24 protein-coding genes are annotated in these 24683 nt (G+C 64.6%); 5 read left to right on the forward strand and 19 right to left on the reverse strand.

The annotated features are described in order from the left end of the window. Nucleotides 1-34: 34 nt before the first annotated feature. Together FFS37_RS28425 and FFS37_RS28430 are read left to right on the forward strand one after the other, a co-directional pair. Nucleotides 35-1036 carry an ornithine cyclodeaminase family protein gene (locus FFS37_RS28425; protein ID WP_137934291.1) on the forward strand — a complete coding sequence of 334 codons (1002 nt, stop codon included), beginning with the start codon at nt 35-37 and terminating at the stop codon, nt 1034-1036. Then, a complete protein-coding gene (locus FFS37_RS28430; RefSeq protein WP_137934292.1) occupies nt 1033-2514 on the forward strand; it encodes an HAL/PAL/TAL family ammonia-lyase in 1482 nt (493 codons plus the stop codon). Before FFS37_RS28425 ends, FFS37_RS28430 begins: the two co-directional genes overlap by 4 nt. Nucleotides 2515-2536: 22 nt before the next feature. Here FFS37_RS28430 and FFS37_RS28435 read toward each other — a convergent pair whose 3' ends face one another. Genes FFS37_RS28435 through FFS37_RS28455 form a run of 5 tightly spaced genes read right to left on the reverse strand, consistent with a single transcriptional unit; the run spans nt 2537 to nt 7023 of the window. Continuing rightward, the gene (locus FFS37_RS28435; RefSeq protein WP_171026460.1) at nt 2537-3313 is read right to left on the reverse strand and encodes an ABC transporter permease; all 777 of its coding nucleotides are present in this window, start codon (nt 3311-3313) and stop codon (nt 2537-2539) included. Next, nucleotides 3313-4158: an ABC transporter permease gene (locus FFS37_RS28440; RefSeq protein ID WP_137934294.1), complete on the reverse strand. Its 846-nt coding sequence runs from the start codon at nt 4156-4158 to the stop codon at nt 3313-3315. The genes FFS37_RS28435 and FFS37_RS28440 overlap by 1 nt, the downstream gene beginning before the upstream one ends. Beyond that, on the reverse strand, nt 4155-5255 hold the full coding sequence (locus FFS37_RS28445; RefSeq protein WP_137934295.1) for an ABC transporter ATP-binding protein: 1101 nt from the start codon (nt 5253-5255) through the stop codon (nt 4155-4157). Before FFS37_RS28445 ends, FFS37_RS28440 begins: the two co-directional genes overlap by 4 nt. Further along, complete coding sequence (locus FFS37_RS28450) at nt 5252-6373, reverse strand: ABC transporter substrate-binding protein (protein WP_137934296.1); 1122 nt, start codon at nt 6371-6373, stop codon at nt 5252-5254. Before FFS37_RS28450 ends, FFS37_RS28445 begins: the two co-directional genes overlap by 4 nt. Nucleotides 6374-6387: 14 nt before the next feature. Continuing rightward, complete coding sequence (locus FFS37_RS28455) at nt 6388-7023, reverse strand: TetR/AcrR family transcriptional regulator (protein WP_137934297.1); 636 nt, start codon at nt 7021-7023, stop codon at nt 6388-6390. A gap of 105 nt (nt 7024-7128) precedes the next feature. On the opposite strand from FFS37_RS28455, the gene FFS37_RS28460 reads away from it, so the two are divergent. Beyond that, on the forward strand, nt 7129-7986 hold the full coding sequence (locus FFS37_RS28460; protein ID WP_171026461.1) for a cupin domain-containing protein: 858 nt from the start codon (nt 7129-7131) through the stop codon (nt 7984-7986). Between the two features lie 5 nt (nt 7987-7991). Beyond that, nucleotides 7992-8927: an ROK family protein gene (locus tag FFS37_RS28465; RefSeq protein WP_171026462.1), complete on the forward strand. Its 936-nt coding sequence runs from the start codon at nt 7992-7994 to the stop codon at nt 8925-8927. 6 nt (nt 8928-8933) lie between these two features. Here the strand turns inward: FFS37_RS28465 and FFS37_RS28470 are convergent, their stop codons facing one another. The 14 genes from FFS37_RS28470 to FFS37_RS28540 all read right to left on the reverse strand — a co-directional run bounded on the left by FFS37_RS28470 (nt 8934) and on the right by FFS37_RS28540 (nt 23301). Next, on the reverse strand, nt 8934-9734 hold the full coding sequence (locus FFS37_RS28470) for a 3-methyl-2-oxobutanoate hydroxymethyltransferase (protein WP_137934300.1): 801 nt from the start codon (nt 9732-9734) through the stop codon (nt 8934-8936). Between the two features lie 60 nt (nt 9735-9794). Next, nucleotides 9795-10106, reverse strand: coding sequence for a MocE family 2Fe-2S type ferredoxin (locus FFS37_RS28475; protein ID WP_137934301.1), 312 nt, complete (start codon nt 10104-10106; stop codon nt 9795-9797). Between the two features lie 29 nt (nt 10107-10135). Then, complete coding sequence (locus tag FFS37_RS28480) at nt 10136-11218, reverse strand: fatty acid desaturase family protein (protein ID WP_137934370.1); 1083 nt, start codon at nt 11216-11218, stop codon at nt 10136-10138. An 82-nt stretch (nt 11219-11300) separates the two neighbouring features. Continuing rightward, nucleotides 11301-12482, reverse strand: coding sequence for an aldose 1-epimerase family protein (locus FFS37_RS28485; RefSeq protein WP_137934302.1), 1182 nt, complete (start codon nt 12480-12482; stop codon nt 11301-11303). Nucleotides 12483-12492: 10 nt separating this feature from the next. Beyond that, complete coding sequence (locus FFS37_RS28490) at nt 12493-13275, reverse strand: ATP-binding cassette domain-containing protein (protein WP_171026467.1); 783 nt, start codon at nt 13273-13275, stop codon at nt 12493-12495. Next, on the reverse strand, nt 13272-14291 hold the full coding sequence (locus FFS37_RS28495) for an ABC transporter permease (protein WP_137934304.1): 1020 nt from the start codon (nt 14289-14291) through the stop codon (nt 13272-13274). The genes FFS37_RS28490 and FFS37_RS28495 overlap by 4 nt, the downstream gene beginning before the upstream one ends. A 43-nt stretch (nt 14292-14334) precedes the next feature. Next, nucleotides 14335-15279, reverse strand: coding sequence for a sugar ABC transporter substrate-binding protein (locus FFS37_RS28500; protein WP_137934305.1), 945 nt, complete (start codon nt 15277-15279; stop codon nt 14335-14337). A 52-nt stretch (nt 15280-15331) separates the two neighbouring features. After that, nucleotides 15332-16246 carry a sugar phosphate isomerase/epimerase family protein gene (locus tag FFS37_RS28505; protein WP_137934306.1) on the reverse strand — a complete coding sequence of 305 codons (915 nt, stop codon included), beginning with the start codon at nt 16244-16246 and terminating at the stop codon, nt 15332-15334. 55 nt (nt 16247-16301) lie between these two features. Then, nucleotides 16302-17387: a Gfo/Idh/MocA family protein gene (locus tag FFS37_RS28510; RefSeq protein ID WP_137934307.1), complete on the reverse strand. Its 1086-nt coding sequence runs from the start codon at nt 17385-17387 to the stop codon at nt 16302-16304. Nucleotides 17388-17422: 35 nt separating this feature from the next. Beyond that, nucleotides 17423-18499, reverse strand: a complete 1077-nt coding sequence (locus FFS37_RS28515; RefSeq protein ID WP_137934308.1) for an ABC transporter ATP-binding protein — start codon at nt 18497-18499, stop codon at nt 17423-17425. Nucleotides 18500-18701: 202 nt separating this feature from the next. Then, nucleotides 18702-19796 (reverse strand): ABC transporter ATP-binding protein, encoded by a 1095-nt coding sequence (locus FFS37_RS28525; RefSeq protein ID WP_137934310.1) that lies wholly within the window; start codon nt 19794-19796, stop codon nt 18702-18704. After that, entirely contained in the window at nt 19793-20749 is a 957-nt protein-coding gene (locus FFS37_RS28530) for a carbohydrate ABC transporter permease (protein ID WP_137934311.1), read from the reverse strand. Before FFS37_RS28530 ends, FFS37_RS28525 begins: the two co-directional genes overlap by 4 nt. Further along, entirely contained in the window at nt 20746-21606 is an 861-nt protein-coding gene (locus FFS37_RS28535; RefSeq protein WP_137934312.1) for a carbohydrate ABC transporter permease, read from the reverse strand. Before FFS37_RS28535 ends, FFS37_RS28530 begins: the two co-directional genes overlap by 4 nt. Nucleotides 21607-21687: 81 nt before the next feature. Next, nucleotides 21688-23301 (reverse strand): extracellular solute-binding protein, encoded by a 1614-nt coding sequence (locus FFS37_RS28540; protein WP_137934313.1) that lies wholly within the window; start codon nt 23299-23301, stop codon nt 21688-21690. Nucleotides 23302-23647: 346 nt separating this feature from the next. On the opposite strand from FFS37_RS28540, the gene FFS37_RS28545 reads away from it, so the two are divergent. Further along, nucleotides 23648-24676 carry a LacI family DNA-binding transcriptional regulator gene (locus FFS37_RS28545; RefSeq protein ID WP_137934314.1) on the forward strand — a complete coding sequence of 343 codons (1029 nt, stop codon included), beginning with the start codon at nt 23648-23650 and terminating at the stop codon, nt 24674-24676. Nucleotides 24677-24683: the final 7 nt, after the last annotated feature.

Raw genomic sequence — 24683 nt, forward strand, 5'->3', positions numbered from 1 at the left:
GAGGGATCGGGGGCTCCCGAGGAACCGTGCACGCATGAAGCCCATCTATATCGACTACCTGAACGCCCTCGACATCGAAGCCCTTGCGATGACGGATGCCGAGATCATCGGCGCCGTGGAGGCCGGGCTCGTCGCGCAGGGCAAGGGCCAGACCGTGATCGAGCCGCGCGTCCACCTCGAGCCGGACCCTTCCTTTCACGGCCATTTCAACGTGCTTCGAGGCTATGTCGCCCCGCTCGATGCGGCCGGCGTGAAAATCGTCGGCGACTATGTCGACAACTATCTGCACGGCCTGCCCTCCGAATTCGGCATCCTCAATCTGTTCGATCCGCGCACCGGCACGCCGCGCGCCATTCTCGACGCCACCGTCATCACCGATATGCGCACCGGCGCCGTCACCGCGATCGGCGCCAAGCACCTGGCGCGCAAGAATTCCAAGGTGCTCGCCCATATCGGCGCGCGCGGCACCGCCTACTGGAACGTTCGCCTGCTCGACCATCTCTTCGATTTCGACGAGATCCGCGTCCATTCGCGCCGCCCGGAAAGCCGCGACGGCTTTGCCGCCAAACTCTCCGCCGATCTCGGCAAGAAGGTCACCGCGGTCGGCGATTGGAAAAGCTGCGTCGAGGGCGCCGACATCGTCGTGGAGGCTTCGCGCCTCTCGGAACCCACGCCTTTGCTGAAGACGGAATGGATCAAGCCCGGCGCGCTGGTGGTTCCCTACGGCACGATGAGCGCGGTGGAACTGTCGCTGACCGACATCATGCAGAAGATGGTGGTCGACGACTGGGGCCAGTGCAAGGGCGGCAAGTTCGGCTCGCTGCGCGCCCATGTCGAGACCGGGCGGCTCAGCGAAAAGACGCTGCATGCCGAGCTCGGCCAGATCGCCGCCGGTCTCAAATCCGGGCGTGAAAGCGACGGCGAAACCATCCTGTTCTGGCATCGTGGCCTGTCGCTGTCCGATATCGCGCTCGGCAAGGCCATGCTGGCCAAGGCGCAGGCGCAAGGCATCGGCCAGAGGCTGCGTTTCGCATGAGCCCGCTCGTCCTCACCGGAGCCGGTGTAAGCACCGGCGATGTGGCCGCCGTCGCGCGGGAAGCCCGCAAGGTTGAAATCGGCCCCGATGTCATCGGCAGGCTTGAAAGGGCGCGCAAAGTTCTCGACCAGGCCGCGGCGTCCGGCCAGCAGATCTACGGCCTGAACACCGGGCTCGGCGCCAATCTCGGCACATCGGTCGAGGGTGACGCCAGCGCTTTCCAGCGCCAGTTGCTGGAGGGCCGCAGCGGCGCTGTCGGCGAGGCTTTGCCGGTCGAGGCGGTGCGGGCAACCATGCTCGCCCGGCTGGCGATGTTGTCGGCCGGCGGCTCCGGGCTCTCGCCCGCCGTGTTCGTGGCGCTGGTCGAAGCGCTCAATGCCGGCGTGCATCCGGTCATGCCCTCGCTGGGCTCGATCGGCGCTGGCGACCTCGTTCTGATGACGGCGCTGGCGCGGCTGCTGATCGGCGAAGGCGAAGCCGACTATCAGGGCCGGCGCATGCCGGCGGCCAAGGCGCTGATGATGGCGCGCCTCGCCCCGATCGCGCTCGCGCCGAAGGACGGACTGTCGCTGATCAACGCGTCCGCTTTCTCGGCAGGCAACGGCGCGCTCGCGGTGACGGATGCGCTGTCGGCGATTGCCCAGCAGCATCAGGCCGGCGCACTGACCATGGAAGGCATCGGCGCCAACCGCACCATCCTCGATCCGCGCCTGCAGATGGCGCGCCCCGCCTCCGGCCAGCAGGAGGCCGCCAAGGCCCTGCACGACCTTCTGGCCCGCGAAGACGCACCCGCGCCGACCACTATCCAGGATCCGCTGTCGATCCGCTGCATGCCCTCGATCCATGGCGCGCTGATCGGCGCGATAGATCAGGCAAGGAATGCGGTCGAGATCGAGCTCAACGCCGCCGCGGACAATCCGCTGGTGCTGGGCGAGGACGGCGTGGTGATATCGACAGGCAATTTCCACACCGCCGGACTTTCGCTCGCCTTCGAGACGCTTGGGCTGGCGATCGCGCAATGCGCTGCCGCGACGACGGCCCGTTTCATCCAGCTCACCGGATCCGGCCGCAACGGCCTGCCCAAATATCTGTCACCGGTCGGCGGCGCTTCAGCCGGTTTCGTGCCGCTGCAGAAGACGGCGACGTCGATCCTGGCCGCCATCCGCCACAAGGCCAATCCGGTGATGCTCGATTTCCTGCCGGTTTCGGAAGGCGTCGAGGATCACGCGACCCAGTCGCCCCTCGCCGTTGCGAAATGCACTGACATGATCGCTCTTTGGCGGCGGCTGATCGCGTTCGAACTGATGGCCGCGGCGCAGGCCGTCGACCTGCGTGAAGGATCGACGCTGGCGCCACGCACGGCAGCCGTGCACACCGCGATCCGGACGCTCTTCCCTTCCCTCAGAGAAGACCGTCCGCTCGGCGTCGACGCCGAAGCGCTCCATGCGGCGCTTATCGGTGGGAACTGGCAGGCATAGACCTACATTCCCACCTGGATTGCTAGCCCCGGTAGCGCGTCAGCCGCAGCGCGATCAGCGTCAGGCCGATCGTCATCAGCAACAGGATGGTTGCGATGGCGTTGATCGAGGGGTCGAGCGTGGTCTTGATCTTGCCCCAGACGAAGGTCGAGATCGTGTTGCCGCCGCCGATCGTGAAAACCGCGATGATGAATTCGTCCAGCGACAGCGCGAAGGCGATCAGCGCCGCGCCCACGATCGCCGCCCGCATCTGCGGCAGCGTCACTTTCCAGAAGGTCTGCCATCGGCTCGCACCGAGGTCCCTCGCGGCCTCCAGCACAGTGAAGTCGAAGCTCGCCATGCGCGAGGCGATGACGGCGGCGACCAGCGGCTGCGTCACCAGCACATGGCCGCCGATGACCGCCGGGCGTCCGAGCGGCAGGCCGAGCCAGCGCACATAGAGCACCACCAGCGAGATGGCGATGACCAAGGGCGGCAACAGCACCGGCAGGCCGAGCAGTGCCAGCAGCGGCAGGCCAAGCCGGGTGCGCCATTCGGCGAAGGCATAGGCGGCGAGCGTGCCGGTGACCGTCGAGATGAGTGCTACCGGCAGCGCGATGGCCAGCGAATTGGTCAGAGCCGCATGGAAATCCGCATTGGCAAGGAGGTCGCGGTACCATTTCAGCGTCAGCTCGCCCATCGGAAAACTGATCAGCGCGTTGGAGCTGAACGAGAAGACGGCGACCAGCACCAGCGGCCCGAGCAGGAAGGCCGACAGCAGCCCCATCACCAGCGGCCAGGCGAAAGACCCGATACGCATCACCCGCGCCTCCCCACGATCGCCAGCCATACCGCCGCTATGACCAGCGCCGACACCCCCATCAGCGAGAACGACATCGCCGCCCCCACCGGCCAGTTGAAGCGCGTGGAGAATTCGCTGACGATGAACTGGCCGAGCATGATGCCGCTGCCGCCGCCGAGGAACATCGGCGTCACATAGTCGCCGGCGGCACTGAGAAAACAGATGGCGAAGGCGGCGACGAGACCCGCTTTGCATTGCGGCAGCACGACCCTGACCAGCGTCGCCCACGGCGATGCACCAAGATCGCGCGCGGCCTCCAGCGTGATGTCGGGCACGTTGCGCAGCGCCGAGTAGATCGGCAGGATGGCGAAGGGCAGCAGGAAATGCGCCAGCGCCACGATGACGGCGCCGCGGTTGAAGATGAACCAGGTGACCGGCGCGTCGACCAGGCCAAGCCAGATCAACGCGGAGTTGAGGATGCCGTTGGCGCTGAGAATGGCCTTCCACGAATAGATCTTGACCAGATAGCCGCCGAACAGCGTGATCATCGTGGCGAGGATGAAGAGATCGCCATAACGCCCGGAACGGAAACGCGCGCCATAGGCAAAGACGAAACCGACCGTCACGCACAGCAGCGCCACCGCGGCCGCGATCAGCATTGTCGAGATGAAGAGCGGCCCGTAGAACGAGAAGGTTCTTGCATAGGCGTCGGGCGAAAAGCCGGGCACCAGCCTGTACGACTTGACCGACCAGAAGCTGACCGCAAACAGCAGCGCTATCGGCACGAAGAACAGGCCGGTCAGGATGCCGAAGGCCGGAAACAGCGCCAGCCCGCGGCGCAGGGCGCGCGGCCAGCCGGTCATGCCGCCACCCCGACTTCGCTGAGCGCTTTGTCGGCCCAGCGCACCGTCACTGTCATGCCTGGCCGAAACGCCTCACCGTCACGCGGGTCGCTGAGCCGCGCCACAAGTGTCTCGCCATTGCCGATCGACAAGGTGACGCGCGCCTCCCCGCCCAGCAGCAGCATCTCCTCGACCGTGCAGCGGAGGGCCGTCCCCTCGGGCGCGCTGCCGGCCGGCGTCGCCGCGTCGAGCCGCAGCGCTTCGGGCCGCAGCACGAAAGTTGTCTGGCCCTGCCGGCCGGGAGAGGAGAAGCGCGCGCCAAGGGCCAGTTCCACATGGTCGCCGCGCCGGATGCCGGGCAGGATGTTGGTGTCGCCGACGAATTGCGAAACGAACAGCGTGTTCGGGCGCATATAGACGTCCTGCGGCACGCCGGCCTGCTCGATGCGGCCCTCATTCATGACGATCAGGTTATCGGCCAGCGAGAAGGCCTCGCTCTGGTCATGGGTGACGAAGATGAAGGTGCCGCCGGTCTCGCGGTGGATGCGGCGCAGCTCCGTCTGCATGGCCTGGCGCAGCTTCAGGTCGAGCGCGGCGAGCGGCTCGTCCAGGAGCAGGATCAGCGGCCGCATGATCAGCGCCCGCGCCAGCGCCACGCGCTGCTGCTGCCCGCCGGACAAAGCACTGATGCGGCGGCTGGCGAAGTCTTCCAGCCGGACCAGCCGCAGCGCCTCGGCGACACGCTGATCTATTTCCGGGCGCGGCCGCCGGGCGATCGACAGGCCGAAGCCGACATTCTCGGCCACGCTCATATGCGGGAACAGGCCATAGCCCTGGAACACCATGTTGGTCGGCCGGTTTTCCGGGCCGAGTCTGGTCACGTCGCGGCCGCCGATCTCGACTTTGCCCGTGCTCGGCTCGGCAAAGCCGGCGATCAGACGCAGAAGCGTGGACTTGCCGCAGCCGGACGGTCCCAGGATCGCCGTGAACGATCCTTGCCGGACTTCCAGATCGATAGGATGCAGGGCAACGGCCGCGCCATAGCGCTTGGTTACCCCTGAAACGCGCAGGAGAGGCGGTTTGGCCGCCTCCCCGCCTGCCGGGACATCGATGTTCATGCTTGCAGGAAACGCTGGTATTCGTCCTGGACCTGATCGTACGTGGCGTGCGTGCCATCGCTTTCGGCCGGCCAGAAGGGATTGAACTTGGCGCGTTCGAGCAGTTTGTCGAGATTGCCGTACTGATAGATGGCGCGATTGGCGTCATCGACCAGCGCCACGGCATCGCCGTTGACGACAGCCTGCGTCAGTTCGGCGGCGAGCACGGCCTGCGCCTTGGGCGAGACCGCCTGGGCGAGCGCCTTGTAGGCGAGATCGCGGTTGGCCGCGCTCTTGGGAATGACGATCGTGTCCATGTAGGCCATGGCGCCTTCGCCGGGCAGCACATAGGCGAGTTTCTTGCCCTTCTTGTCGGCGAAGCCGACCTGCGCGTCCCAGCCTATGGCCGAGATCACCACCTCGCCGCGCGCGAACAGGTCGGTCGCCTCGCCATAGTTTGGCGAGAAGGTACGGGCATGTTCCTTCTTGATCTTGATCAGGAAGTCGACCGTCTCCTTCAGTTCCGCCGTCGTCAGCCGGGTGGGCGTCTTGGTTCCCGTCACGATCTGCGACCAGGTGGAGATCAGCCCCGAAATGTCGTCGGTCAGCGCCACCTTGCCCTTGTATTCGTCCTTCAGGCAATCCTTCCACGAGGTCGGCGCGTCGGGGATGGCGGCCGGATCATAGACCATGGGCAGCGTTCCCCAGGTGAAGGGCACCGCGTAGAGCTTGCCGTCGTGCCGGATCGAATCGACATCGAGGAAGCGCGGGAAGATCTTGGCCAGGTCAGGCACGAGGCTTTCATCGATCGGCTCGATCAGGTCGGCGCCGACCATGATCGGGACATGGCCGAAATAGATGGTGGCGAGGTCGACGGAGCCGCCGGCCTGCAGCTTGGTGATGATCTCCTCATTGCCGGCGATGTAGGTGGTGGCGAGGTCGATACCGTTGTCGGCCAGGAAAGTGCCCTGCTTCAGCGCGGTGTCATAACCCTGCCAGCCCATCCAGTTCAGCGTCGTCGCGGCCCTTGCGCCTCGCGACCCGGCCAGGGTGCCAGCCGCCACCGTCGCGGCGGCGCCCGCAAGCAGCGACCTTCGGTCGAGGCGCACGCGGGAAAACAGTTCATCCAGTTTCGTCATGTCGGTTCCTCTCCTTATTTTTTCTTGTTCGGGGCCTTCGCCGTGGAAGCGGCCTCCTCCCGGCGCGCCGGGATCTGGCCCGGCAGGCCCTCGCCGCGCGTCCACGCCAGAAGCCGCTGCTCCACGGCATCCTTCAGGTCCTCGTCGTAGCGCATCAGATTGAAGCTCTCGGCGAACCACATGCCGTCATTGGCCATGCGGATGATGGTTGCGAGCACCGGATCGAGCCCGTCGGCCTCGATGGCGCGCTGATGGCGGGCGCCCTGCTGGCGCACGATCTCCACCTTCTCGGGAAAATTGGCGAGCGCGGCGGTGATGGCGCCGTTGACCTTGCTGAACGCCTTGCCGGTGATCGCTTCGCCATGGCGCGTGGCAACGACATAGGACCGCGTGTTGCGCCCCAGCGTGTCCTGGTCGTCGCAGATGGCTTCGGCCCATGCGGTATCGAAGCGCATGACGAAGCGTTCGATCATCGCCTGGGCGAGCGCATCCTTGCTGCCGAAATGATAGAGCGTCGTGCCCTTGCTGACGCCAGCCTGCGCCGCGACGGCGTCGAAGGTCAGGCTGCTGACGCCATCCTTCTCCACCACGATCTCGGCCGCGTCCAGGATGCGGTCCCGCGTGCTTCGCTTGGGCTTGTCATTTTTCATGTTGCGTTTTTCCTGACTGGCCGGTACATGATTTTTGTACTGACCAGTCAGTTCAATGTCAACGCATAATCAATGTCAACGCATAATTCGAGAGGCAGCCGCGCCATGAGCTACAAGAAATCCCCGCGCCCGACATTCACCGAAGCGACGGAGATTCCGTACCAGAGCGTGACGCGCTTCCTGTGGGGCGACGAGGCCACCGGCTTCGTCGACGACTACATCTACGCCTCGACCGACAAGATCCATCAGCTGGTGTTCGGGCTGCCGCCGCATGGCGCCTTCCGGCACTCGAAGGACCGCCCCACCGTGTTCGGCGCCGACGAGGTGCTCTATGTGCTGAGCGGCACCTATGGCTCGGCCAATCCCGAAACCGGCGAAGTGCACGTCGCCAAAAAGGGCGAGGCGATCTTCTTTCGCAAGGACACCTGGCATCACGGCTTCAGCCTGTCCGACGAACCGTTGCAGGTGCTCGAATATTTCGCGCCACCGCCCTCGACCGGCACGTCGAACCCCTACGCGAAGTCGCGGCCCTATGTCGAAAACTCCATCTACCAGCGCAAGGAACTGATCGGGGATTGGCCGATGGCCTCGGCCAGGGCACAGGAAAAGGCGACCATGCGCGTCATCCGCGAGGCCGACCTGCTGTGGGAACTCGACGGCGCCGACCAGGGCGTGCTGACCGGCCTGTTCGCCTCGACCGACCAGCTCACCGTCGGCCGCACCACCGTCATGTCGGGGCGCCCGTCACTGCCGCAGAAACATGGCGGCGACGAGTGCCTCTATGTCACGTCGGGCGTGCTGCGTGTCCACGTGCCTGAGAATGAAGGCCGCACCTGGTTCGAACTCCACCCCGGCGACGGCTTCTTCACCCCGGCCGGAACCGCGCATCAATACTGGAACATGGGCGGTGAGCCGGCCGTGTTCGTCTTCGGTGTCGCGCCGCACTATCTGCAGCGGCAGTGAAAGCGGTGAGCGCCTCTCAGGACATTGCGATCGGCGTTGATATCGGTGGCAGCAAGACTGCCATCGGCATCGTCGACCGGGGCAGTGGCACGGTCCTGCACGGCACGCTTGTGCCAACGCCGCCGCGCGGCAGGACCGGCGCGGCGTTTCTGGAGGACATCGCCAGCACCGCGACACGGATGGCGGAGCGTTTCGACAAGCCGCGCCCGCTGGGCATCGGCATCTGCGAACTGATCGACCGCGACGGCGAGATCGCCAGCAGCCATCGCATCGACATAACCCGGCAGCAGATCCGCGATGCCTTCCATGATTTCGGCGACGTCGCGGTCGATTCCGATATCCGCGCCGCGGCCAGCGCCGAGGCGCTTTTCGGGCATGGCCGGGGACGTGGTCACTGGATTTATGTCAACGCCGGAACCGGCATCGCCAGCGTGCTGATGAACGGCGCCGAATGCTATGTCGGCGCGCATGGCTGGGTTTACAGCCTCGGCATGAGCCCGGTCGATCTCAGCCTGCCGGAAATGGCCGGCTCCGTGCTGGTCGAGGAGGTCAGCGGCGGCTCGGGCCTTGTTGCGCTGGCGCAGCGCAGGGGTCTGCAGGTCAACGCCGTGCATGAACTGACGGCAGCGGCCGGATCGGGCTCGCAGGATGCCATCGCCGTGCTGGCCGCCGGTGGTCGCGTCCTGGGCTCGGCCCTCGCCTTGCTCGTCAACACGCTCGATCCCGAAGCGATCATCATCGGCGGAGGCGTCGTCGCGGATTCCGGCCCCTACTGGAACAATCTGGTTGCCGCCGTCAGGCAGCATGTCTGGCATCAGCCGGCCAAGGGCGTTCCCGTGCTGCGTTCGGCGCTCTCCAATCAGGCCGGGCTTATCGGTGCGGCGCTGGCGCCGAGACCCGCCTTCGCGGTCTCGCCAGCCTCCGCTGCCGCACGCTCCTGACCGTCTCTATCTCGCGCCGACCTTGTCCAGGAACAGCCGCAGCTCGGTCGGGTCCATGTGCACGACGTGCCTGTCCTCGGGATAGGCGCCGCTGTTGACGTCGGCGACATATTCGGAGAATGCCGCCACCCGTTCGGCCTGCAGCCGGTCATACTCGGCGGCGAAGTTGCGGTAGACTTTGGAATGGCGCGGCATGTGGCCGCGATTGGTGCCGAGAATGTCCTCGGCGAACAGATATTGCGCGTCGCAGCCCGTGCCCGCGCCCATCGACAGCATGATCAGCGGCGTGCGCTCCGAGATCGCCTTGGCGACCTCCACCGGCACCACCTCGATCTCGGCGCCGATGGCGCCTGCCGCCTCGAGCTGCTTCACCGCCTCGAAAACCTGCATGGCGGTCTCGGCGGTCTTGCCGACCGCCTTGAAGCCGCCGGTCCAGGTCGCGCGGGAGGGGATCAGGCCGACATGGCCAATGACCGGTATGGCATCGTCGGCCATCCGCTTGATGGTGGCGTAGCCGGCGCTGCAATAGACCGCGTCAGCCCCGGCCTTGTAGAGCCGGAAGGCCCAGCGGACAAAGTCGTCGGCCGTACCGATCTCGAAGAAGTTTTCGCCGGGCATGGTGAACAGGCTGGGCGCGGCATCACGGTACTCGGGGTTGAGCACCAGTTCGGGCGGCACCGAGACGATATCGACCCCTGCCCGCTCGGCGGCCTGCGCCTCGTCCAGCGTCAGCACGCGCAGCATGGTCAATTGGCGCTTGCCCTTCATGGCGCGCAGGTCGGCTACGGTCGGTCTCTTTCGGCTCATCAAAAACTCCTCATGTCTGCTTGGCTGTCGCGGCGCCGGCTGGGCTGATCCTGCCGCACTTCAGATCTGGATCATCACCTTGCCGGCATCGACTTTCACCGGATAGGTCGCGAGATTGACGCAGACCGGCGCGCCCTTGGCCTGGCCGGTCTTGTAGTTGAAGCGGCCATTGTGCTTGGGGCATTCGATGATGTCGTCCATGACAAGCCCGTCGGCGAGATGCGTCTTCTCGTGGGTGCAGAAACCATCGGTGGCGAAGAATTCATCGTCGGGAGACCGATAGATGGCGAAGGTTCGCCCGTCATGGTCGAAGCGGATGACATCTTCTTCCTCGACATCGTCCACCGCGCACGCCTCGATCCAGTCGGCCATTCTCGTTCTCCCGCAATCGTGCGCGACCGCTATTCGGCCGCCGCCGACATGTCGACCTCATGGAATTCGCCGCGATAGGGCCTGGCCGTCGGCGGCAATTCACGCTTGAGATAGAAATCCTCGTATTTCAGCTGCCTGAGCAGCACCGGCCAAACCTCGCGATAGGCGTGCCACATGGATAGATTCGGCTCGGGCAGGTCGTGCTTGATCAGTTCGTGCAGCCTTGGCAGCGCGTGGTAGGGCACCATGGGGAACATGTGATGCTCGACGTGATAATTCATGTTCCAGTAGATGAACCGGCTGATCGGGTTCATGTAGACGGTTCGCGTGTTGAGCCGGTGGTCGACGACATTGTCGGCGAGCCCGATATGCTGCAGCAGGCCCGTCGTCACCATGTGCCAGGTGCCGTAGAGGCGCGGCAGGCCGACCAGCACCAGCGGTATCCATGAACGCAGGGCGATCGCAAGCGCGATCGTCGCGACATAGATGGCGACGTGCCAGCGGGCCGCCACGACAGCCTTGTTGAGTTCCATCTCGGGAATGTAGCTCTTCTCGTCGTCCGACAATTTGCCGAAGGCCTGGCGCACCAGCGTCGGCAGCGAATAGCGGAAGTCGAGAATCCCGGTGAAGGCGAGCCCGGCCTTCAACAGGTCCGGCGGCCGCATGACGGCGATCTCGGCATCGCGGCCGACGATGATCGTGTCTGTGTGGTGGCGCGCATGGCTCCAGCGCCACTGTACGGGATTGCGCATCAGCATGAACGAAGCGATGTGATAGACGACGTCGTTCATCCAGCGCGTGCGGAAAGCCGTGCCGTGGCCGCATTCGTGCCAGCGCGAGTCGCTCGACGAGCCGTAGAGCACGCCATAGACGAACAGGAACGGCACCACCCACCACGTGCCCCAGAACCAGACGATACCGGCGGCCGAGCCCAGGATCGCGGCGATCCAGATGATGGTGTCGCGGATAGCCGGACCATCGGAGCGCTGCATCAGCTCCTTCATCGCCTTGCGCGGCACGTCGGTATGATACCACTCGGCCGAGGCGAGCCCGGTCTCGATCGCCCGTCGGGTGCTTTCGCCGACCAGGCTGTAGTCGCGTTTTCTTGCCATCGTCGTCACAGCGACCTCCAATCTCTATGCATCGCTGGCAATCCGGTCCGCCGGCCGGAGGGCTTGCTTTGAAAATATACGCTCATGCCCTGCCCGTCAGTCTTGGGAAGTTTCCGGACGGCTGAGGATAATCCTGCCCGGGCTGGCGCGCGATAGCCGCGATCCTGCCCTCGGCTTCAGCAATCTCGCCGGCGCCGTCAAGCACACGAAACACGGCATCGTAAGACCGGCCTTCATCATGCTCCAGCCAGATCATCTCGCCGCGTTCGCGCGCGGCGAGATCGCCGAGCACATGATGGGTCGAAGGTTCGATGCCCAGCGCATACTGCCCAGCCTGGAAATTCTGCCATTGATAGGCGCAGGGCAGCTGGTCCTTGCGGGTCACCACTTCGAAGCCGAGGCCAAGCCGGTCATTGATCACCGCGACCGGCACCTCGCCGTTGGCACCGGCGCCCATCTCGTGCTGCCAGACCTGCTCGCTGAAGCCCATCCTTGGCGCCGGCGCCGTGCGGTAACCGACTTTCTGCGCCTCGTAGCGCTCACCGGCATGGCCGGCCCACACCACGTCGCGGATCGGCGCCACATAACGCGCGCCCTCGTCGAGCAAGGGATGGCTGACATTGACGTGGTAGAAATACATATGCGGCGTGCGGTTGAAGCCGCGATTGACGACGCGGTCACAGAGCCGGATCTCGTTGCCGCCGACATCGGCCTCGATGCGGCGGATGAGATGCAGGTCCTCTGCGAATACCGCCGATTGCTGGACGATGCCCTCGGCCCAAAGCACGCAGCGGTCGCCCTCCCAGCGTTCGCCATAGCCGGTCAGCCGCGCCGGAATGGTGCCGACGCGGCCGTGCAGCGAATGCACCACGGTGCTCTTGCCGGGGTAGTTGTAGTTTCCAGCCGGCACGTTTTCGCGGCCCAATATGTGGTCGAGGCCGCAAGTGACGAGCAGGCCGGAGAAGGAGCGCGCCCAGGCCAGCCCCCCTTCCCCTTCATACTCATGCAGCGCGGGATTGCGGAAACCACTCGGCGAATGCCAGCCGATCGCCTGGCCCTTGTACTCGCAATCCGCGATGTCGAGCGCCCGGTCGACCAGCGCGGTGAAGCGCAGGCCCGAACCGGTGCGGAACTCCAGCATGCGGATACCGCGCTCGACGCCGTCGCCCAGCGTCATCAGCCGCACGCCGGCGAATTGCGACAGCATGCCGGACCGTTCCGCCACTTGCCGCCGCGACAGGCTCTTGCCGTAAAGCTCTACCATGCGACGCCCCTCACCTTGCCCTCGCCTCTTTGAGCAGGGCCGACATGTCGGCGCCGGTGATGATGCTTTCCACGGTCAAGAGGTCGGTGTCGGCGACCGTCTGTTCGGCGACGATCTCGCCGCGCCGCATGACGACGATGCGGTCGGCGACCTGGAACACGTGGTGGATGTTGTGGGTGATGAGCAGCACCGAATGGCCGGCATCGCGCACTTCCTTGACGAAGCGCAGCACGCCGTGGGTTTCCTCGACGCCGAGATTGTTGGTCGGCTCGTCGAGGATGATGACCTTGGCGGCGAACTGCATGGCGCGCGAAATGGCGATCGACTGGCGCTCGCCGCCCGACAGCGTCGAGACCAGCGCATCGGCGTCGAGCTTCTTCGAAATGCCGACGCGCTTGAGCAGCTCTGAGGCAGCCTTGCGCAACTTGGCCAGATCGAGCGGTGCGAACACGCCGAGCCAGCCGAAATTGACCGGCTCGCGGCCGAGGAAAAGATTGCGCGCGATGCTGAGATCCGGCGCCAGCGACGTGTCCTGGTGGATGGTCTCGATGCCGAGGTCCATCGCATCGCGGGTCGAGCGGATCGAAACCTTTTCGCCGCGCACATAGATATCGCCGCGGTCGATTGGGAACACGCCCGAGATCGCCTTGATCAGCGTCGATTTGCCGGCGCCATTGTCGCCGAGCAGCGCCACCACCTCGCCTTCCCGCAGGGTCAGCGAGGCATTCTTCAGCGCGCGTACGCTGCCGAAGGATTTTTGCAGGTTCTGTAGCCGCAGCACCTCCATCGTCAGCTCCTTGCGGCGTTCTTCTGCAACAATGCGTGCAGAATGAGCATGGCCAGGATGATCAGGCCGACGAAGATGTTGTAGGCCAGCCCCGGCACGCCGATCAGCACGATGCCGTTGCGGATGGCGCGCAGCATCAGTGCGCCGACGATGGTGCCGAGTATGGTGCCGCGCCCGCCGGTCAGCGCCGTGCCGCCGACCACCACCATTGCAATGACCTCCAGCTCATAGCCGGTGCCAGCCACCGGCGAGGCCGCCGAGATGCGGAAGGCGCTGATCATGCCGGCAAGGCCGGCCAGCACCGAGGTCGCGATGAACAGCCAGATCTTCACCGCATCGGCCGGCACGCCGCGCGCCACCGCCGCGTTGCGATTGGAGCCGATGGCGCTGATCCAGTTGCCGAGCTTGGCGTAGCGCAGGATGTAGATCGCAAACAGCGACAGGCCGATGAACCACCATAGCGAGGTGTAGAAGCGGAACGAGCCGACATTGAAGCTGCCGGCGAGCAGCGTGACGAAGAAGCCGGGCTGGTCCCAGGACTTCAGCGGAAACCCTTGCGTGATGTAGAGGGCGGCGCCACGCACCACGAGCAGCATCGACAACGTCACAAGGAAGGAGGAGATGCCGATCTTGGTGACGATCAGCCCATTGATCGCGCCGATCGCGATGCAGAGCAGAAGCCCGGCCAGAAGGGCGACACCGATATCCCACCCGCCATTCTGCACCAGAAGCATTACCAACACCGGCGCCAGTCCGAACACCGCGCCGACGGACAGGTCGAATTCGCCGGCCGTCAACAGCAGCGTCATGCCGAGCGCGATGATGCCGAGCTCGGGCAGGAACGCCATCATGTTGGAGATGTTGAGCGGCGACAGGAAATTGGCGTCGGCGACAGCGAACACCGCCAGCAGGACGACGAGGATGATGAAGGAGGAGAATTGCGGCGAGCGCAGCAGGCTGGACCTGCCCTTCACTCGCGGCGCATCGTCTTCTGCGGCAATTGTCATGACGGAATGGACCATGCTTGAAAGACGCCCGCCGCTTTCACGGCGGGCGCTGGCTTTCTCATTTCTTGTCGTAGAGCTTCAGGATCGGGTCGACGCTGGAGGCGTCGTAGAGACCGAAAGTGTGGATGTCGTAGCCGATCGGCTCGCCCGAGGCGGCGAGGCCGAGCAGCGCCACCGGCATGAAGCCCTGCGCCGATGGGTATTGCCAGGCGGCGGCGTTGACGAAGCCGTCCTTGACGGCCTGCGCCGTCTCCTTGGAATTGCCCCAGCCGACGACCGGGATCTTGCCGGCCGGCACGCCGGCGCCGTCGAATACCCGCTTGACGCTGGCCGCAACGGAATCGCCCAGCGCGATGATCGCCGGCGGATTGTTGGCGACCATATAGTCGGTCATCTTGGCGATGATCCCGGCCGGATCGGTGCCGCAATCGACGACGTCGTATTTGATCCCCAGCGGATCGAAAACGCTGGCGATGCCCTCGGTTTCCAGCTGCTGATAGCTGGCGCCGGGAACTTCCACCGGCAGAAACACCTTGTCGCCCTGCTTCACCATCTTGTGGTCGACCAGGTACTTGGCCCAGATCGCGCCGGCCTCCTTGAGGTCGGCACCGACATAGGCCTGGCGGCCCGTCGCCGGATCGTCGGTGTTGAAGAACACGATCGGAATGCCGGCGGCCTTGGCCGCCTTCACTTCCTCGGTCCACAGGCCGGGCTGCGCCGAGGTGGTGGCGATGCCGTCGGGCTTGGCCGCCAATGCCGAGTTGAAAGCCTCCTTCTGCGCTGCCATGTCGCCGCCGCTGAAGGAGATCTTGCAGGTCACCTTGAGCTGGTCGCAGGCTTTTGTCGCGCCCGCGTTCCAGTCGATCCAGAAAGCGTCGGACGGGCCGCCATGCGAAAGCAGGTAGAAGGTCTTCTTGCCATCCTGCGCCTGCGCTGCCGTGCCGAGGACGACGCCGGCGAGCACTGTCGCGGCGGCCGCCAATTTCCAAGCGATGTTCAACATTCTTTCCTCCCTTTGTTGGAGCCGCGCCACCACACCGGGGACGCGGCGGCCATCACAGACCGTTGGCGCGGAACTTGCCGTCGAGGAACTTCTTGGCGCGCGGCACATCGTCCTCGGCCAGATGCTCGATGATGACGGGGATGTTCGGATGCTTCTGCGCCAACCGCTGGAGATAGAGGTCGTAGTTGAGCGAGCCGAGGCCCGGCGCCGGCAGCTCGATTTCACCGACGCCGCGGAACGTATGGCTCTCCATGGCATTGTCGTCGCCGATATCGGCATGCTTTTCCGACTTGTCGCTGCCCGAGCGTTTGACGTCCTTGGCGTGAGCGATCTTGATCTTGTCGGTCAGCGTGTCGAACACCTGGTTCAGGATCTGGTCCATCCTGTCGATGTTGTGCGTCTCGAAATAGTTGGTCGGGTCCATCAGCAGGCCAAGGCCGGGATGATCGACCTGCGCGAACATCCGCACCGTTTCCTCGACCGAGCCGACAACGTTGTTGACATAGGTTTCAAGCAGGAAGACCGCGCCGTGGTCATAGGCCGTCTGGGCAAGGTCGGCGATCACCTTGCGGCACTCCTCGAAACCTTCCTCGGTCTTGTTCTTCGGGTGATGCACCCAGTCGGATTCGGTGTTGTAGGTGCCGGTCTCCGAGATCACGTAAGGACTGCCGAAATGGCGGGCGTTGCGGATGATCTCCTTGAGATAACCGACGCGCCTGTCGCGCTCCGCCTTGTCGGGATGGATGATGTTGGTGTAGCCCGACACGCAGCAGATCGGCAGATTGTGGTCGCGAAAGACGTCGCGCACCTTCTTGGCCTTGTCCTTGGTGATCTGCCCGGCCGACAGGTCGACATCCCTAAAATGCAGGTCGAGCTGCACCGTATTGAAATCGAGCGAGCGGATCTTCTTCGCCGTCTCTTCGAGGCCGTACGGGAAATAGCCCGTGAAAATACCTGCCTGCATCATGATGTGAATTCCTCCCTGTAAGCGATTCAGTTGTCTGGTGTTTCGGTTGGGGTGATCAGATGGCGATTTCGGAAAGCCTGACAGTGCGGCCCGAGGCCATCGACCGGTATCCCGCTTCGACCAGCGCCATGGTCTTGACGTTGTCGGCGACGGACAGCGCCGGCGGCGTGCCCGTCTTCACCGCGTGCTGCAGCTGCTCCATGACGCCGATGAAGGCATGCGGAAACCACATCGTCTCCCAGCTCGGGCTCACCCATTCGCCGCCGGTCGTCTCGGCCGAGGCGTAGGTCAGTGTCGAGGCGGCGCCCGTCGGCCAGCCGATCGTGCCCTTGGCGACGCCCTTGGTGCCGTCGACACGCCAGTTGATGTGCTGGTCGTCCTTGTAGCCTTCCTGACGCGGGCCGGACCAGACGTCCTCCAGCGACACGGCAAACACGCCCGAGGGGAAGCGCAGCGTCGAGACGGTGATGCCGTCGGAATGATCGAATGTCGTGCGCGGATCCTTGCGGGTCAGCGTGGTGATCTCGTCGGGATCACCGAACAGGAAGCGCAGCACGTCGAGGTGATGCACGCTCATATTGGCGAGCGTGAGCCGATCGTACCCCTGGAGGAAGGTCTGCCAGTGCGGGATGGCATGCATGTCGATCTGCGCGAAGACGATGTTGCCCAGCGCGCCACTGTCCATGATCTGCTTCAGGACCCGCATCGACTGGTCGTAGCGCATGTTCTGGTTGACCGAGAGAATCTTGCCGGATGCCGCCGCCTCGTCACGCAGGCTGACGGCCTCCTCGACCGACAGCGCCAGGGGCTTCTGCGCCAGGATCGCCTTGATGTGCTTCTGCTTCAGCGCATGGCGGATCAGCGCCGGCTGCTGGTCGGGCGGAAAGGCAAGGTCGATGATGTCGACATTGGTGTCCTCGATCAGTTGCTCGGGCGTGTCGTGCACCGTCGGGATGCCCCAGCGTGTGGCCACCTTCTGCGCATTCGCCCTGGTGCGCGAGGCGATCGCCACCACCGGAAACCCTGCCTCCTTGTAGGCGGCCAGATGGCACTCGGCCATGATCATGCCGGCGCCGACGCAGCCGATCCGGTATTCTTTCGTGCGGACCTTCACGTCCGGCTCGAAGCCTTTGCCTGTCATGTCTTCCTCCCGAAACTCTGTCCTCGCGGCCGCGGTCATCGTGCCAGCGCTCCCCCGCTCTGTCCGAAATAATGCACGCGTCCCGGCTCGCAGGATATCGCCACCATCGCGTCCGGCCTGATGTCGGGCTGGCCGCGCAACAGGGCCTTCAGCCGCGCCTGTCCGGCGGCGAGCGTCACCACGGTATAGCCGCCAAGCGGCTCGACCTCGAACACAAGCGCCGGGCGGCCCTGGCCGCGATCGTCTTTTCCATCAACGGGCCACGGCCTGACCTTGATATCCTCCGGCCTCAGCCCGATCTCGACGGCATCGACGGGGGCTGCCGTGTCGGCAATCCGGATCCTGCCTTCGGCGGCTTCTACGGCGCCCTCTCCACGAACCGATTTCAGGATATTCATGACCGGCGAGCCAAGCAGCCGCGCCACATAGGTGCTGGCTGGGCGGTCATAGATCTCCGCGGGCGCGCCGATCTGCCTGATCCTGCCATTGTCAAGGATGGCGATGCGGTCGGCGATCGACATCGCCTCTTCCTGGTCGTGCGTGACATAGATCAGCGTCTTCCCGAGTTCGCGCTGGATACGCTTCAGCTCGACGCGCGTCTCCTCGCGCAGCCGCGCATCGAGCGCCGAGATCGGATCGTCCATCAGATAGGCGTTGGGATCGCGAACCAGGGCGCGTGCGATCGCCACGCGCTGCCGCTCACCGCCGGAAAGCTGCGCCGGCGGCTTGTGCAGGATGTGACCGATATGCAGCTTGGCGGCGACGTCGGCGACGCGCTTTTCGATCTGAGGCTCGGCGACTTTGCGCTCGACCAGCGGGAAGCGCACATTGTCGCGCGCGCTCATATGCGGGAACAGCGCCAGGTTCTGGAACACCATCGCCACATTGCGCTCGGCCGGCGACACCGCGTTGACCGGCCTGCCGCCAATCAGGATTTCGCCTGAGTCTGGCGTCTCCAGCCCGAGCACCAGGCGCAGGATCGTCGACTTGCCCGACAGCGGCGGCCCGAAAAAACAGAAGAATTCGTTGTCGTTGACCGTGAACGAAGCGTCGTCGACGGCAAGCGTGCCGCCGTAGCGTTTGGTCACATTGCGAAAGACGATGTTGGCCATGGCTCAGGCTGCTCCACGGGTCGTTGACAGGCAGCAAGCGCCGGCGCCGCCCCTCATCCGCCTGCCGGCACCTTCTCCCCGTAGAGCGACGGGGAGAAGGGAAGCGCTCCAACGCTGACGCCCCCTCTCCCCGTCTCTATGCGGGGAGAGGGTAAGGGTGAGGGGCAGCGCCGACTTGGCGAAATACTGCTGGGCCAACATCTTAGCCTCCCGCCCTTATGGCGCGGCCGGTCGATGCATCGAACAGGCGCACTGACGCCGCTTCCGGCGCCACGATCGCGGTCTGCCCGATCGCGAGCCCGACGTCATTGTCGAAGACCGCCTTCACCGCGCCCTCGCCTTCGCCGAGATGGACGATAGTCCGCGCGCCGATGCGCTCGACGAAGGTGACCGGCAGGGCGAGCCCACGCCCGTCCGGCGCCAGCGCCACCTGCTCGGGCCGGAAGCCGTAGAGCACGTCGCCGCGCGCACCGCGCAGGGCGGACGCGAGGTCGTCCGGCAACGGCGGCGAAACACCCAGCGCTCCAAGATCGACGACAAGCCCGCGATCGCTTTCCGACGGCCTGCCCTTGATCAGGTTCATGCCGGGCGCGCCGATGAAGCGGGCGACGAAGACGTTGGCCGGATTGTTGTAGACCTCGAGCGGCGTGCCGACCTGCTGCAGCACGCCGTGGTCCATGACCGCGATGCGGTCGGCCATGGTCATGGCTTCGAGCTGGTCGTGGGTGACATAGACCATGGTCTGCCGGAACTGGCGCTGCAATTGCTTGAGTTCGGTGCGCATCACCGCCCGGAAGGCCGCGTCGACATTGGACAGCGGCTCATCGAGCAGGAAGATCGCCGGCTCCATGATCGCCGAACGGCCGATCGCCACGCGCTGCAGGATGTTGACGGACAGCCGGTCCGCCTTGCGGTCGAGCAGCGGTGTCAGTTGCAGGAGTTCGGCGATCGCGCCGACGCGCCGGTCGATCTCGGCTCTCGCGGCGCCGCGCATTCTCGGCCCGTAGGCGAGATTCTGGCGCACTGTCATATGGGTGAAGATCGCGTAGTTCTGGAACACGAAGCCGACGCCGCGCCGGCCCATCGGCACGCCGGCCATGTCGCGCTCACCAAAGAGGATTTTGCCGCTGGTCGGTTCTTCCATGCCGGCGATCATGTTCATCGTCGTCGACTTGCCACAGCCCGAGGGTCCGAGCAGCGCCATGAACTCGCCGTCGGCTATGTCGAGGTCCATGGTCTTCAGCGCGGTGAAATCGCCGAACGTCTTGACTAGGTTCTTGAGGTGAATGGCGCTCATGCCGGCACCTGCCTCGCCCGCGCCATGCGCTTCATGGCGAAAACTGCGACGATGGAGAGCGCGATCAGGATGGCGAGCGCGATCGCCGCGACATAGCCCCAGATCAGATCCTGCGTGGTGACCTTGTAGATATAGACGGAGATCGTCTCGGTCGCGACGCCCGGGCCGCCGCCGGTCATGATGTAGAGCGTGTCGAAGATCTTGAAGTTCTCGATCACCCGGATCGCCAGCGCGATGATGATGATGGTCTTCATCTTCGGCAGCACGATGGTGGTGAAGCGCTGCCAGGGATTGGCGCCAAGCAGCGTCGCCGCCTTGATCTGGTCTTCTGGCACGCCGACCAGCCCGGCAAGCAGGATCAGGAACATCAGCGGCGTCCACTGCCAGATGTCGGCGATCATGACCGCGATCAAGGCCAGCGTCGGGTCCGACAGCCAGGCGATGGTGACGGGCGTACCCGTGATGGTCGACAGGATGTCGTTCACCGGGCCGCCCGACTGGAACAGCATGAAGAACATGTAGCCGGCGACCGCGGGCACAACCATCATCGGCATCAGCAGGATCGAATAGAAGATGCGCTTGCCCGGAAAGTCGTCGGCGAACAGTGTTGCCAGCGCGAGGCCGAGCAGGAACTCCGCCGGCACGCAGACGACCATGACGATCGCCGTGCGCTTCAGCGCGCTCCAGAAGCGGGCATCGGCGGCGAGATCGGTGTAGTTGGCGAAACTGTTCCACATCTCCCAGGCGTTCCACCAGCCGAGGCCGGAGAGCGGCGACCAGTCGGTGACGCTGATGTAGAGCTGCATCAACAGCGGAAAGGCCGAGATGAAGAGCACCAGGATCTGCGCCGGCAGGGTCAGCCGGAAGCCAAGCCGCGCGCCTTCGTCGCGCAAGGCCGGCTTTGTCCGCGCGTCCATCTCGTCCTCCGAAATCGTCGCCGTCACCGCGCTCATTGCTTGAGCGCTCCGAAGGTCAGCCCGCGCACCAGGTGGCGCTGGATGGCGATGCCCATGATGACCGGCGGCACCGCCGCGATGAGCCCAAGCGCTGCCTTGGCGCCGTAAAGCTGGCCTGTCATCGAGGACGACAGCGAAGCCATGTAGACGGGTATGGTCACCCATTCGCGCGTCGTCAGAAGCAACGCGATCAGGTAATCCGACCAGTTGAGGATGAACACGAACAGCGCAGCACTCGCCAGCGGCGCGCGCATCATCGGCAGCGTGATGCGCGTGAAGACGCGCAGCCGCGAACAGCCTTCGACCAGGGCGGCTTCCTCGATCTCGCGCGGCATGTCGTCGAAGAAGGTCTTCATCAGCCAGAAGGCGAACGGCAAGGTGACGATGCCGTAGATCAGCGCCAGCCCCCACCAGCTGTCGGTGAAATTCAGGAACGACCACATGATCATGACCGGGATCATGACGGCCATCGGCGGAAACAGCCTGAGCTGGATCAGCGCCAGCGGCAGGTTCTGGCCGGAGCCGAAGCGTGACAGTCCGTAAGCCGCCGCCGTTCCCGCCGACATGGCAATCAGTGTGCCGAACACCGCCGACAGCAGCGATGACAGGATCGGCTTCAGCGCGGTGCGATCGAGCGCCACGATCAGATTGTTCGTGGACTCGCCGAACACGAACTGGAAATTGCTGAGCGTCGGGTTCTTCGGCCACCATGTCAGGTCGGCGCCGGTCGCCGACCATTCGGCGATCGGCTTGAACGCCATCGAAACCATCCAAAGGATCGGCACCAACGTCACCGCGATCGCCGCGAGGATCGCGGCGTAGCGGAATATCTCGAAGGGAACGGAACGCTTCATCTGGCTGCTTCTGCTGGTGGCGTTGATGCGGAGGGAAAGAGCTTTCGCTCCTTCCCTCCGGCCCTGATCCAGGGAGATGGATCAGCTGATCGGATCGAGAACGGTCGGCCAGGCCTCCTTGTTGGTTCTGATGGCTTCGAGCAGTTTGTCCTCGCCGATGCGGCGGGCGATCTTCTTCCACTCGGCCTCGGTGTCGGCCATCGCCTGCTCTGCCGTCTTGGCCTTGGTCAAAGAGGCCATGAGGTTCTCATCGAGCGCGTTGTGGAAAGCCGTGGCGCCGGGATAGTTGATGGTCGGCACCGTGCGCGCGACCGTCTCGCGCACCACGTCCATGTGGTAGGCGTGATAGGTCTGGCGCACCAGCGGGTCGGAGAAATCCGAAAGCCGGAACGGATCGAGATAGCCGCCGGGATTGGCGCTCATCCAGGCATAGATGCGGGCCGAGCCCAGCCACTGCAGCAGCAGGTAGGCCGCCTCCTGGTTCTTCGACTGCGACGAGACCATGCCGGTCAGCGAGAACCACAGCACCGAGCGGCTGATCAGCTTGCCGTCGATCTCACGGCCGGGCGGCAGCATGGAGCCGATCTTGCCGGTGACAGCCGAATCCTTGTTGCCGGCATTGTCGAGGAACTTCGGCAGGTTGGAGAAGGCGCAGGTCATGGCGGCACCGCCCTTGGCGAAATTGCCGTACTGCTCCGGCCAGCCCCACGAGATGGCGTCGGGCGAATGATGGACGAGTGATTCCACATATTCGTTGGTGGCGGCGATGCCGTGTTCGGAATTGATCAGCGGCTTGCCGTCATCGCCGAACAGGAACTGGTTGGGCGAGGCCATCGAAACATAACGCTGGTACCAGTTGGTGTAGCCCCAGCCCTGGTTGCGCAGGTCGGTCGAGCCGAACAGGCCCTTGTCCGGACGCTGGAAGAAGGCAGCGACGTCGCTGTGTTGCTTCCACGTTTTCGGCGGCGCCAGATCGTAGCCGTATTTGTCCTTGAACGCCTTCTTCTCCGCTTCGTCGCCGAACAGGTCGGTGCGGTAGACCCAGGTCTGGAAGTCGCCGTCCAGCGACACGCCATAGTTCGAGCCACGGTATTTGTTGAGCAGGGATACACCCTTGGCCCCGTCGACATAGCCGGTCTTGGGATCATCCCACTCAGGCTTGTACTGCGCGACGAAGTCATCGAGCTTGGCGATACCGCCGGTCTCGGCGAGGTCGCCGAGCCGGTTCCACTCGGTCGAATAGATGTCGTAGGCTCCACCCTTGGTGGAGATATCCTGCATCGTCTTGGTGAATTCCTGGCCGTTCGGCAGGCCGACGATTTCGATCGGAATGCCGGTTTCTTTCTCCCACAGCTCCTTGATCGACGGCGCGCCGGCCGGGAAAGGCTGCGTAAGCTGGCCAATCGATCCGTCCGACAGGCCGAGCACGATCCTGGCCGGCGCCTTGCCGGCGCCCTTGAGCGCTTTGGCGGCTTCGACCGCGCGGCCTTCCGGCGTGTCCGGACCGTATTGATAGCGTTCGGCCCCCTCGAAACCGGTCGGCCCGCCGATCATGCCCGGCGCCAGTGCGTCGGCGGCAAAGGCGCGGCCGGGGCGGATGAACTGGGGTGCGATACCTGTGGCGGCCACGAACATCGCGGCCTTGCCTCCGGACGCCAGCAATCGGCGCCGCGAGATGCGGATCATATCAGACATTGGAATTCCTCCCTCAGGGCCCAATGTTTCCTCCACGAGCCCATGAGGGATATTGACGGCAGGATCGGAAGGCTGTCAACATCATAAATAATCAAAATACCTCACAACATCGCAATGAGGCCTGCAAGTGATTGATATCAAGGTCCATATTCGACTCCCGCTGCCTGAAATTGATGGAAAATACGTCTCCCCAACCCGGCAAGGCTTCGCCGATCTCTGTGATTTAGCCCGACGGCTTGCGTATCGGCCAAGGCCGGATACATCATTTCCCATCAGAATCGCGAAGGGTGGGGATCAGTCTCCACCGGCCTTGCACGATGCCAACGCGTTGAGGAGGTGAAAGACGGTGCGTTCGACCCTTACCGACATAGCCAGGGAAGCCGGTGTCTCCGCCGCCACCGTCGACCGTGTGCTCAACAACCGCCCAGGGGTCCGAGCGCGCACGCGCGAGGTCGTGCTCGAAATGGCGCAGCGCCTTGGCTATATCGCCGAAAATCCGAACGGGGCGCCGCCGCGGCTCGCGCCCGGCGAGGTCATCCGACTCGACTTCGCCCTGCCGGCCGGCACCAACTCCTTCATCAAGATGCTGCATCGCCAGATAGAGGCGCAGGCCCTGGCGCGTCCCGATCTCGATGTCCACATCGCCACCATCGAAGGCTTCAATCCCGATCGCCTTGCCCGCCTGCTGCAGGATCTGCGCGGCCAGACGCAAGGCGTCGGCGTCATTGCGCTCGACCATCCGACGGTGCGCGAGGCGATCCGCTCGCTGTCGGCCAGCGACGTCAAGGTGGTGACCATCGCTTCCGACATCCTGCATGTGCCGAGGGTCGCCTATATCGGCATCGACAACCGTGCCGCCGGACGGCTGGCCGGCTATCTTCTCAACCGCTTCATGGGTTCGGGACGTCCCGGAAAGGTGGCGCTGTTCGCGGGCTCGCTGTCCTATCGCGGCCATGAGGAGCGCGAGATGGGCTTCCGGCACATACTGACCGAGGAATCGCCCAATCTGGAAATCGTCGAGATGCGCGAAATGCTCGACGACCGCGAAAAGGCCTATTCCGAGGCTTCAGCGCTTCTGGAGCGGCACCCCGACCTTGCCGCGATCTACAATGTCGGCGCCGGCAACACCGGCATCGCGCGCGCGCTGAAAGAGCGTGGCCGTGCGCAATCCATGGTCTTCCTCGGCCACGAGGTGACGGACGGCACCAAGGAGTTGCTGCTCGACGGCACGCTCGACGCGGTCATCGACCAGAACCCGCGCGTGGAGGCGCGCGAGGCGCTCAACATCCTCGCACACGAGGTCAGGGGCCTGCCCTATGAGTTGCACCAACCCAGGCTGCAGGTGATCTTCAAGGAGAACATTCCGGAGATCTGACTGCGGG

The sequence above is a fragment of the Mesorhizobium comanense genome, assembly GCF_005503535.1.
GTDB lineage: Bacteria > Pseudomonadota > Alphaproteobacteria > Rhizobiales > Rhizobiaceae > Mesorhizobium > Mesorhizobium comanense.

Excerpts from the sequence above, each read along its gene's own strand:
- FFS37_RS28425 (WP_137934291.1), top strand. The coding sequence starts at position 35 with ATGAAGCCCATCTATATCGACTACCTGAACGCCCTCGACATCGAAGCC.
- FFS37_RS28430 (WP_137934292.1), top strand. The coding sequence starts at position 1,033 with ATGAGCCCGCTCGTCCTCACCGGAGCCGGTGTAAGCACCGGCGATGTG.
- FFS37_RS28435 (WP_171026460.1), bottom strand. The coding sequence starts at position 3,313 with ATGCGTATCGGGTCTTTCGCCTGGCCGCTGGTGATGGGGCTGCTGTCG.
- FFS37_RS28440 (WP_137934294.1), bottom strand. The coding sequence starts at position 4,158 with ATGACCGGCTGGCCGCGCGCCCTGCGCCGCGGGCTGGCGCTGTTTCCG.
- FFS37_RS28445 (WP_137934295.1), bottom strand. The coding sequence starts at position 5,255 with ATGAACATCGATGTCCCGGCAGGCGGGGAGGCGGCCAAACCGCCTCTC.
- FFS37_RS28450 (WP_137934296.1), bottom strand. The coding sequence starts at position 6,373 with ATGACGAAACTGGATGAACTGTTTTCCCGCGTGCGCCTCGACCGAAGG.
- FFS37_RS28455 (WP_137934297.1), bottom strand. The coding sequence starts at position 7,023 with ATGAAAAATGACAAGCCCAAGCGAAGCACGCGGGACCGCATCCTGGAC.
- FFS37_RS28460 (WP_171026461.1), top strand. The coding sequence starts at position 7,129 with ATGAGCTACAAGAAATCCCCGCGCCCGACATTCACCGAAGCGACGGAG.
- FFS37_RS28470 (WP_137934300.1), bottom strand. The coding sequence starts at position 9,734 with ATGAGCCGAAAGAGACCGACCGTAGCCGACCTGCGCGCCATGAAGGGC.
- FFS37_RS28475 (WP_137934301.1), bottom strand. The coding sequence starts at position 10,106 with ATGGCCGACTGGATCGAGGCGTGCGCGGTGGACGATGTCGAGGAAGAA.
- FFS37_RS28480 (WP_137934370.1), bottom strand. The coding sequence starts at position 11,218 with ATGGCAAGAAAACGCGACTACAGCCTGGTCGGCGAAAGCACCCGACGG.
- FFS37_RS28485 (WP_137934302.1), bottom strand. The coding sequence starts at position 12,482 with ATGGTAGAGCTTTACGGCAAGAGCCTGTCGCGGCGGCAAGTGGCGGAA.
- FFS37_RS28495 (WP_137934304.1), bottom strand. The coding sequence starts at position 14,291 with ATGGTCCATTCCGTCATGACAATTGCCGCAGAAGACGATGCGCCGCGA.
- FFS37_RS28500 (WP_137934305.1), bottom strand. The coding sequence starts at position 15,279 with ATGTTGAACATCGCTTGGAAATTGGCGGCCGCCGCGACAGTGCTCGCC.
- FFS37_RS28505 (WP_137934306.1), bottom strand. The coding sequence starts at position 16,246 with ATGATGCAGGCAGGTATTTTCACGGGCTATTTCCCGTACGGCCTCGAA.
- FFS37_RS28510 (WP_137934307.1), bottom strand. The coding sequence starts at position 17,387 with ATGACAGGCAAAGGCTTCGAGCCGGACGTGAAGGTCCGCACGAAAGAA.
- FFS37_RS28515 (WP_137934308.1), bottom strand. The coding sequence starts at position 18,499 with ATGGCCAACATCGTCTTTCGCAATGTGACCAAACGCTACGGCGGCACG.
- FFS37_RS28525 (WP_137934310.1), bottom strand. The coding sequence starts at position 19,796 with ATGAGCGCCATTCACCTCAAGAACCTAGTCAAGACGTTCGGCGATTTC.
- FFS37_RS28530 (WP_137934311.1), bottom strand. The coding sequence starts at position 20,749 with ATGAGCGCGGTGACGGCGACGATTTCGGAGGACGAGATGGACGCGCGG.
- FFS37_RS28535 (WP_137934312.1), bottom strand. The coding sequence starts at position 21,606 with ATGAAGCGTTCCGTTCCCTTCGAGATATTCCGCTACGCCGCGATCCTC.
- FFS37_RS28540 (WP_137934313.1), bottom strand. The coding sequence starts at position 23,301 with ATGTCTGATATGATCCGCATCTCGCGGCGCCGATTGCTGGCGTCCGGA.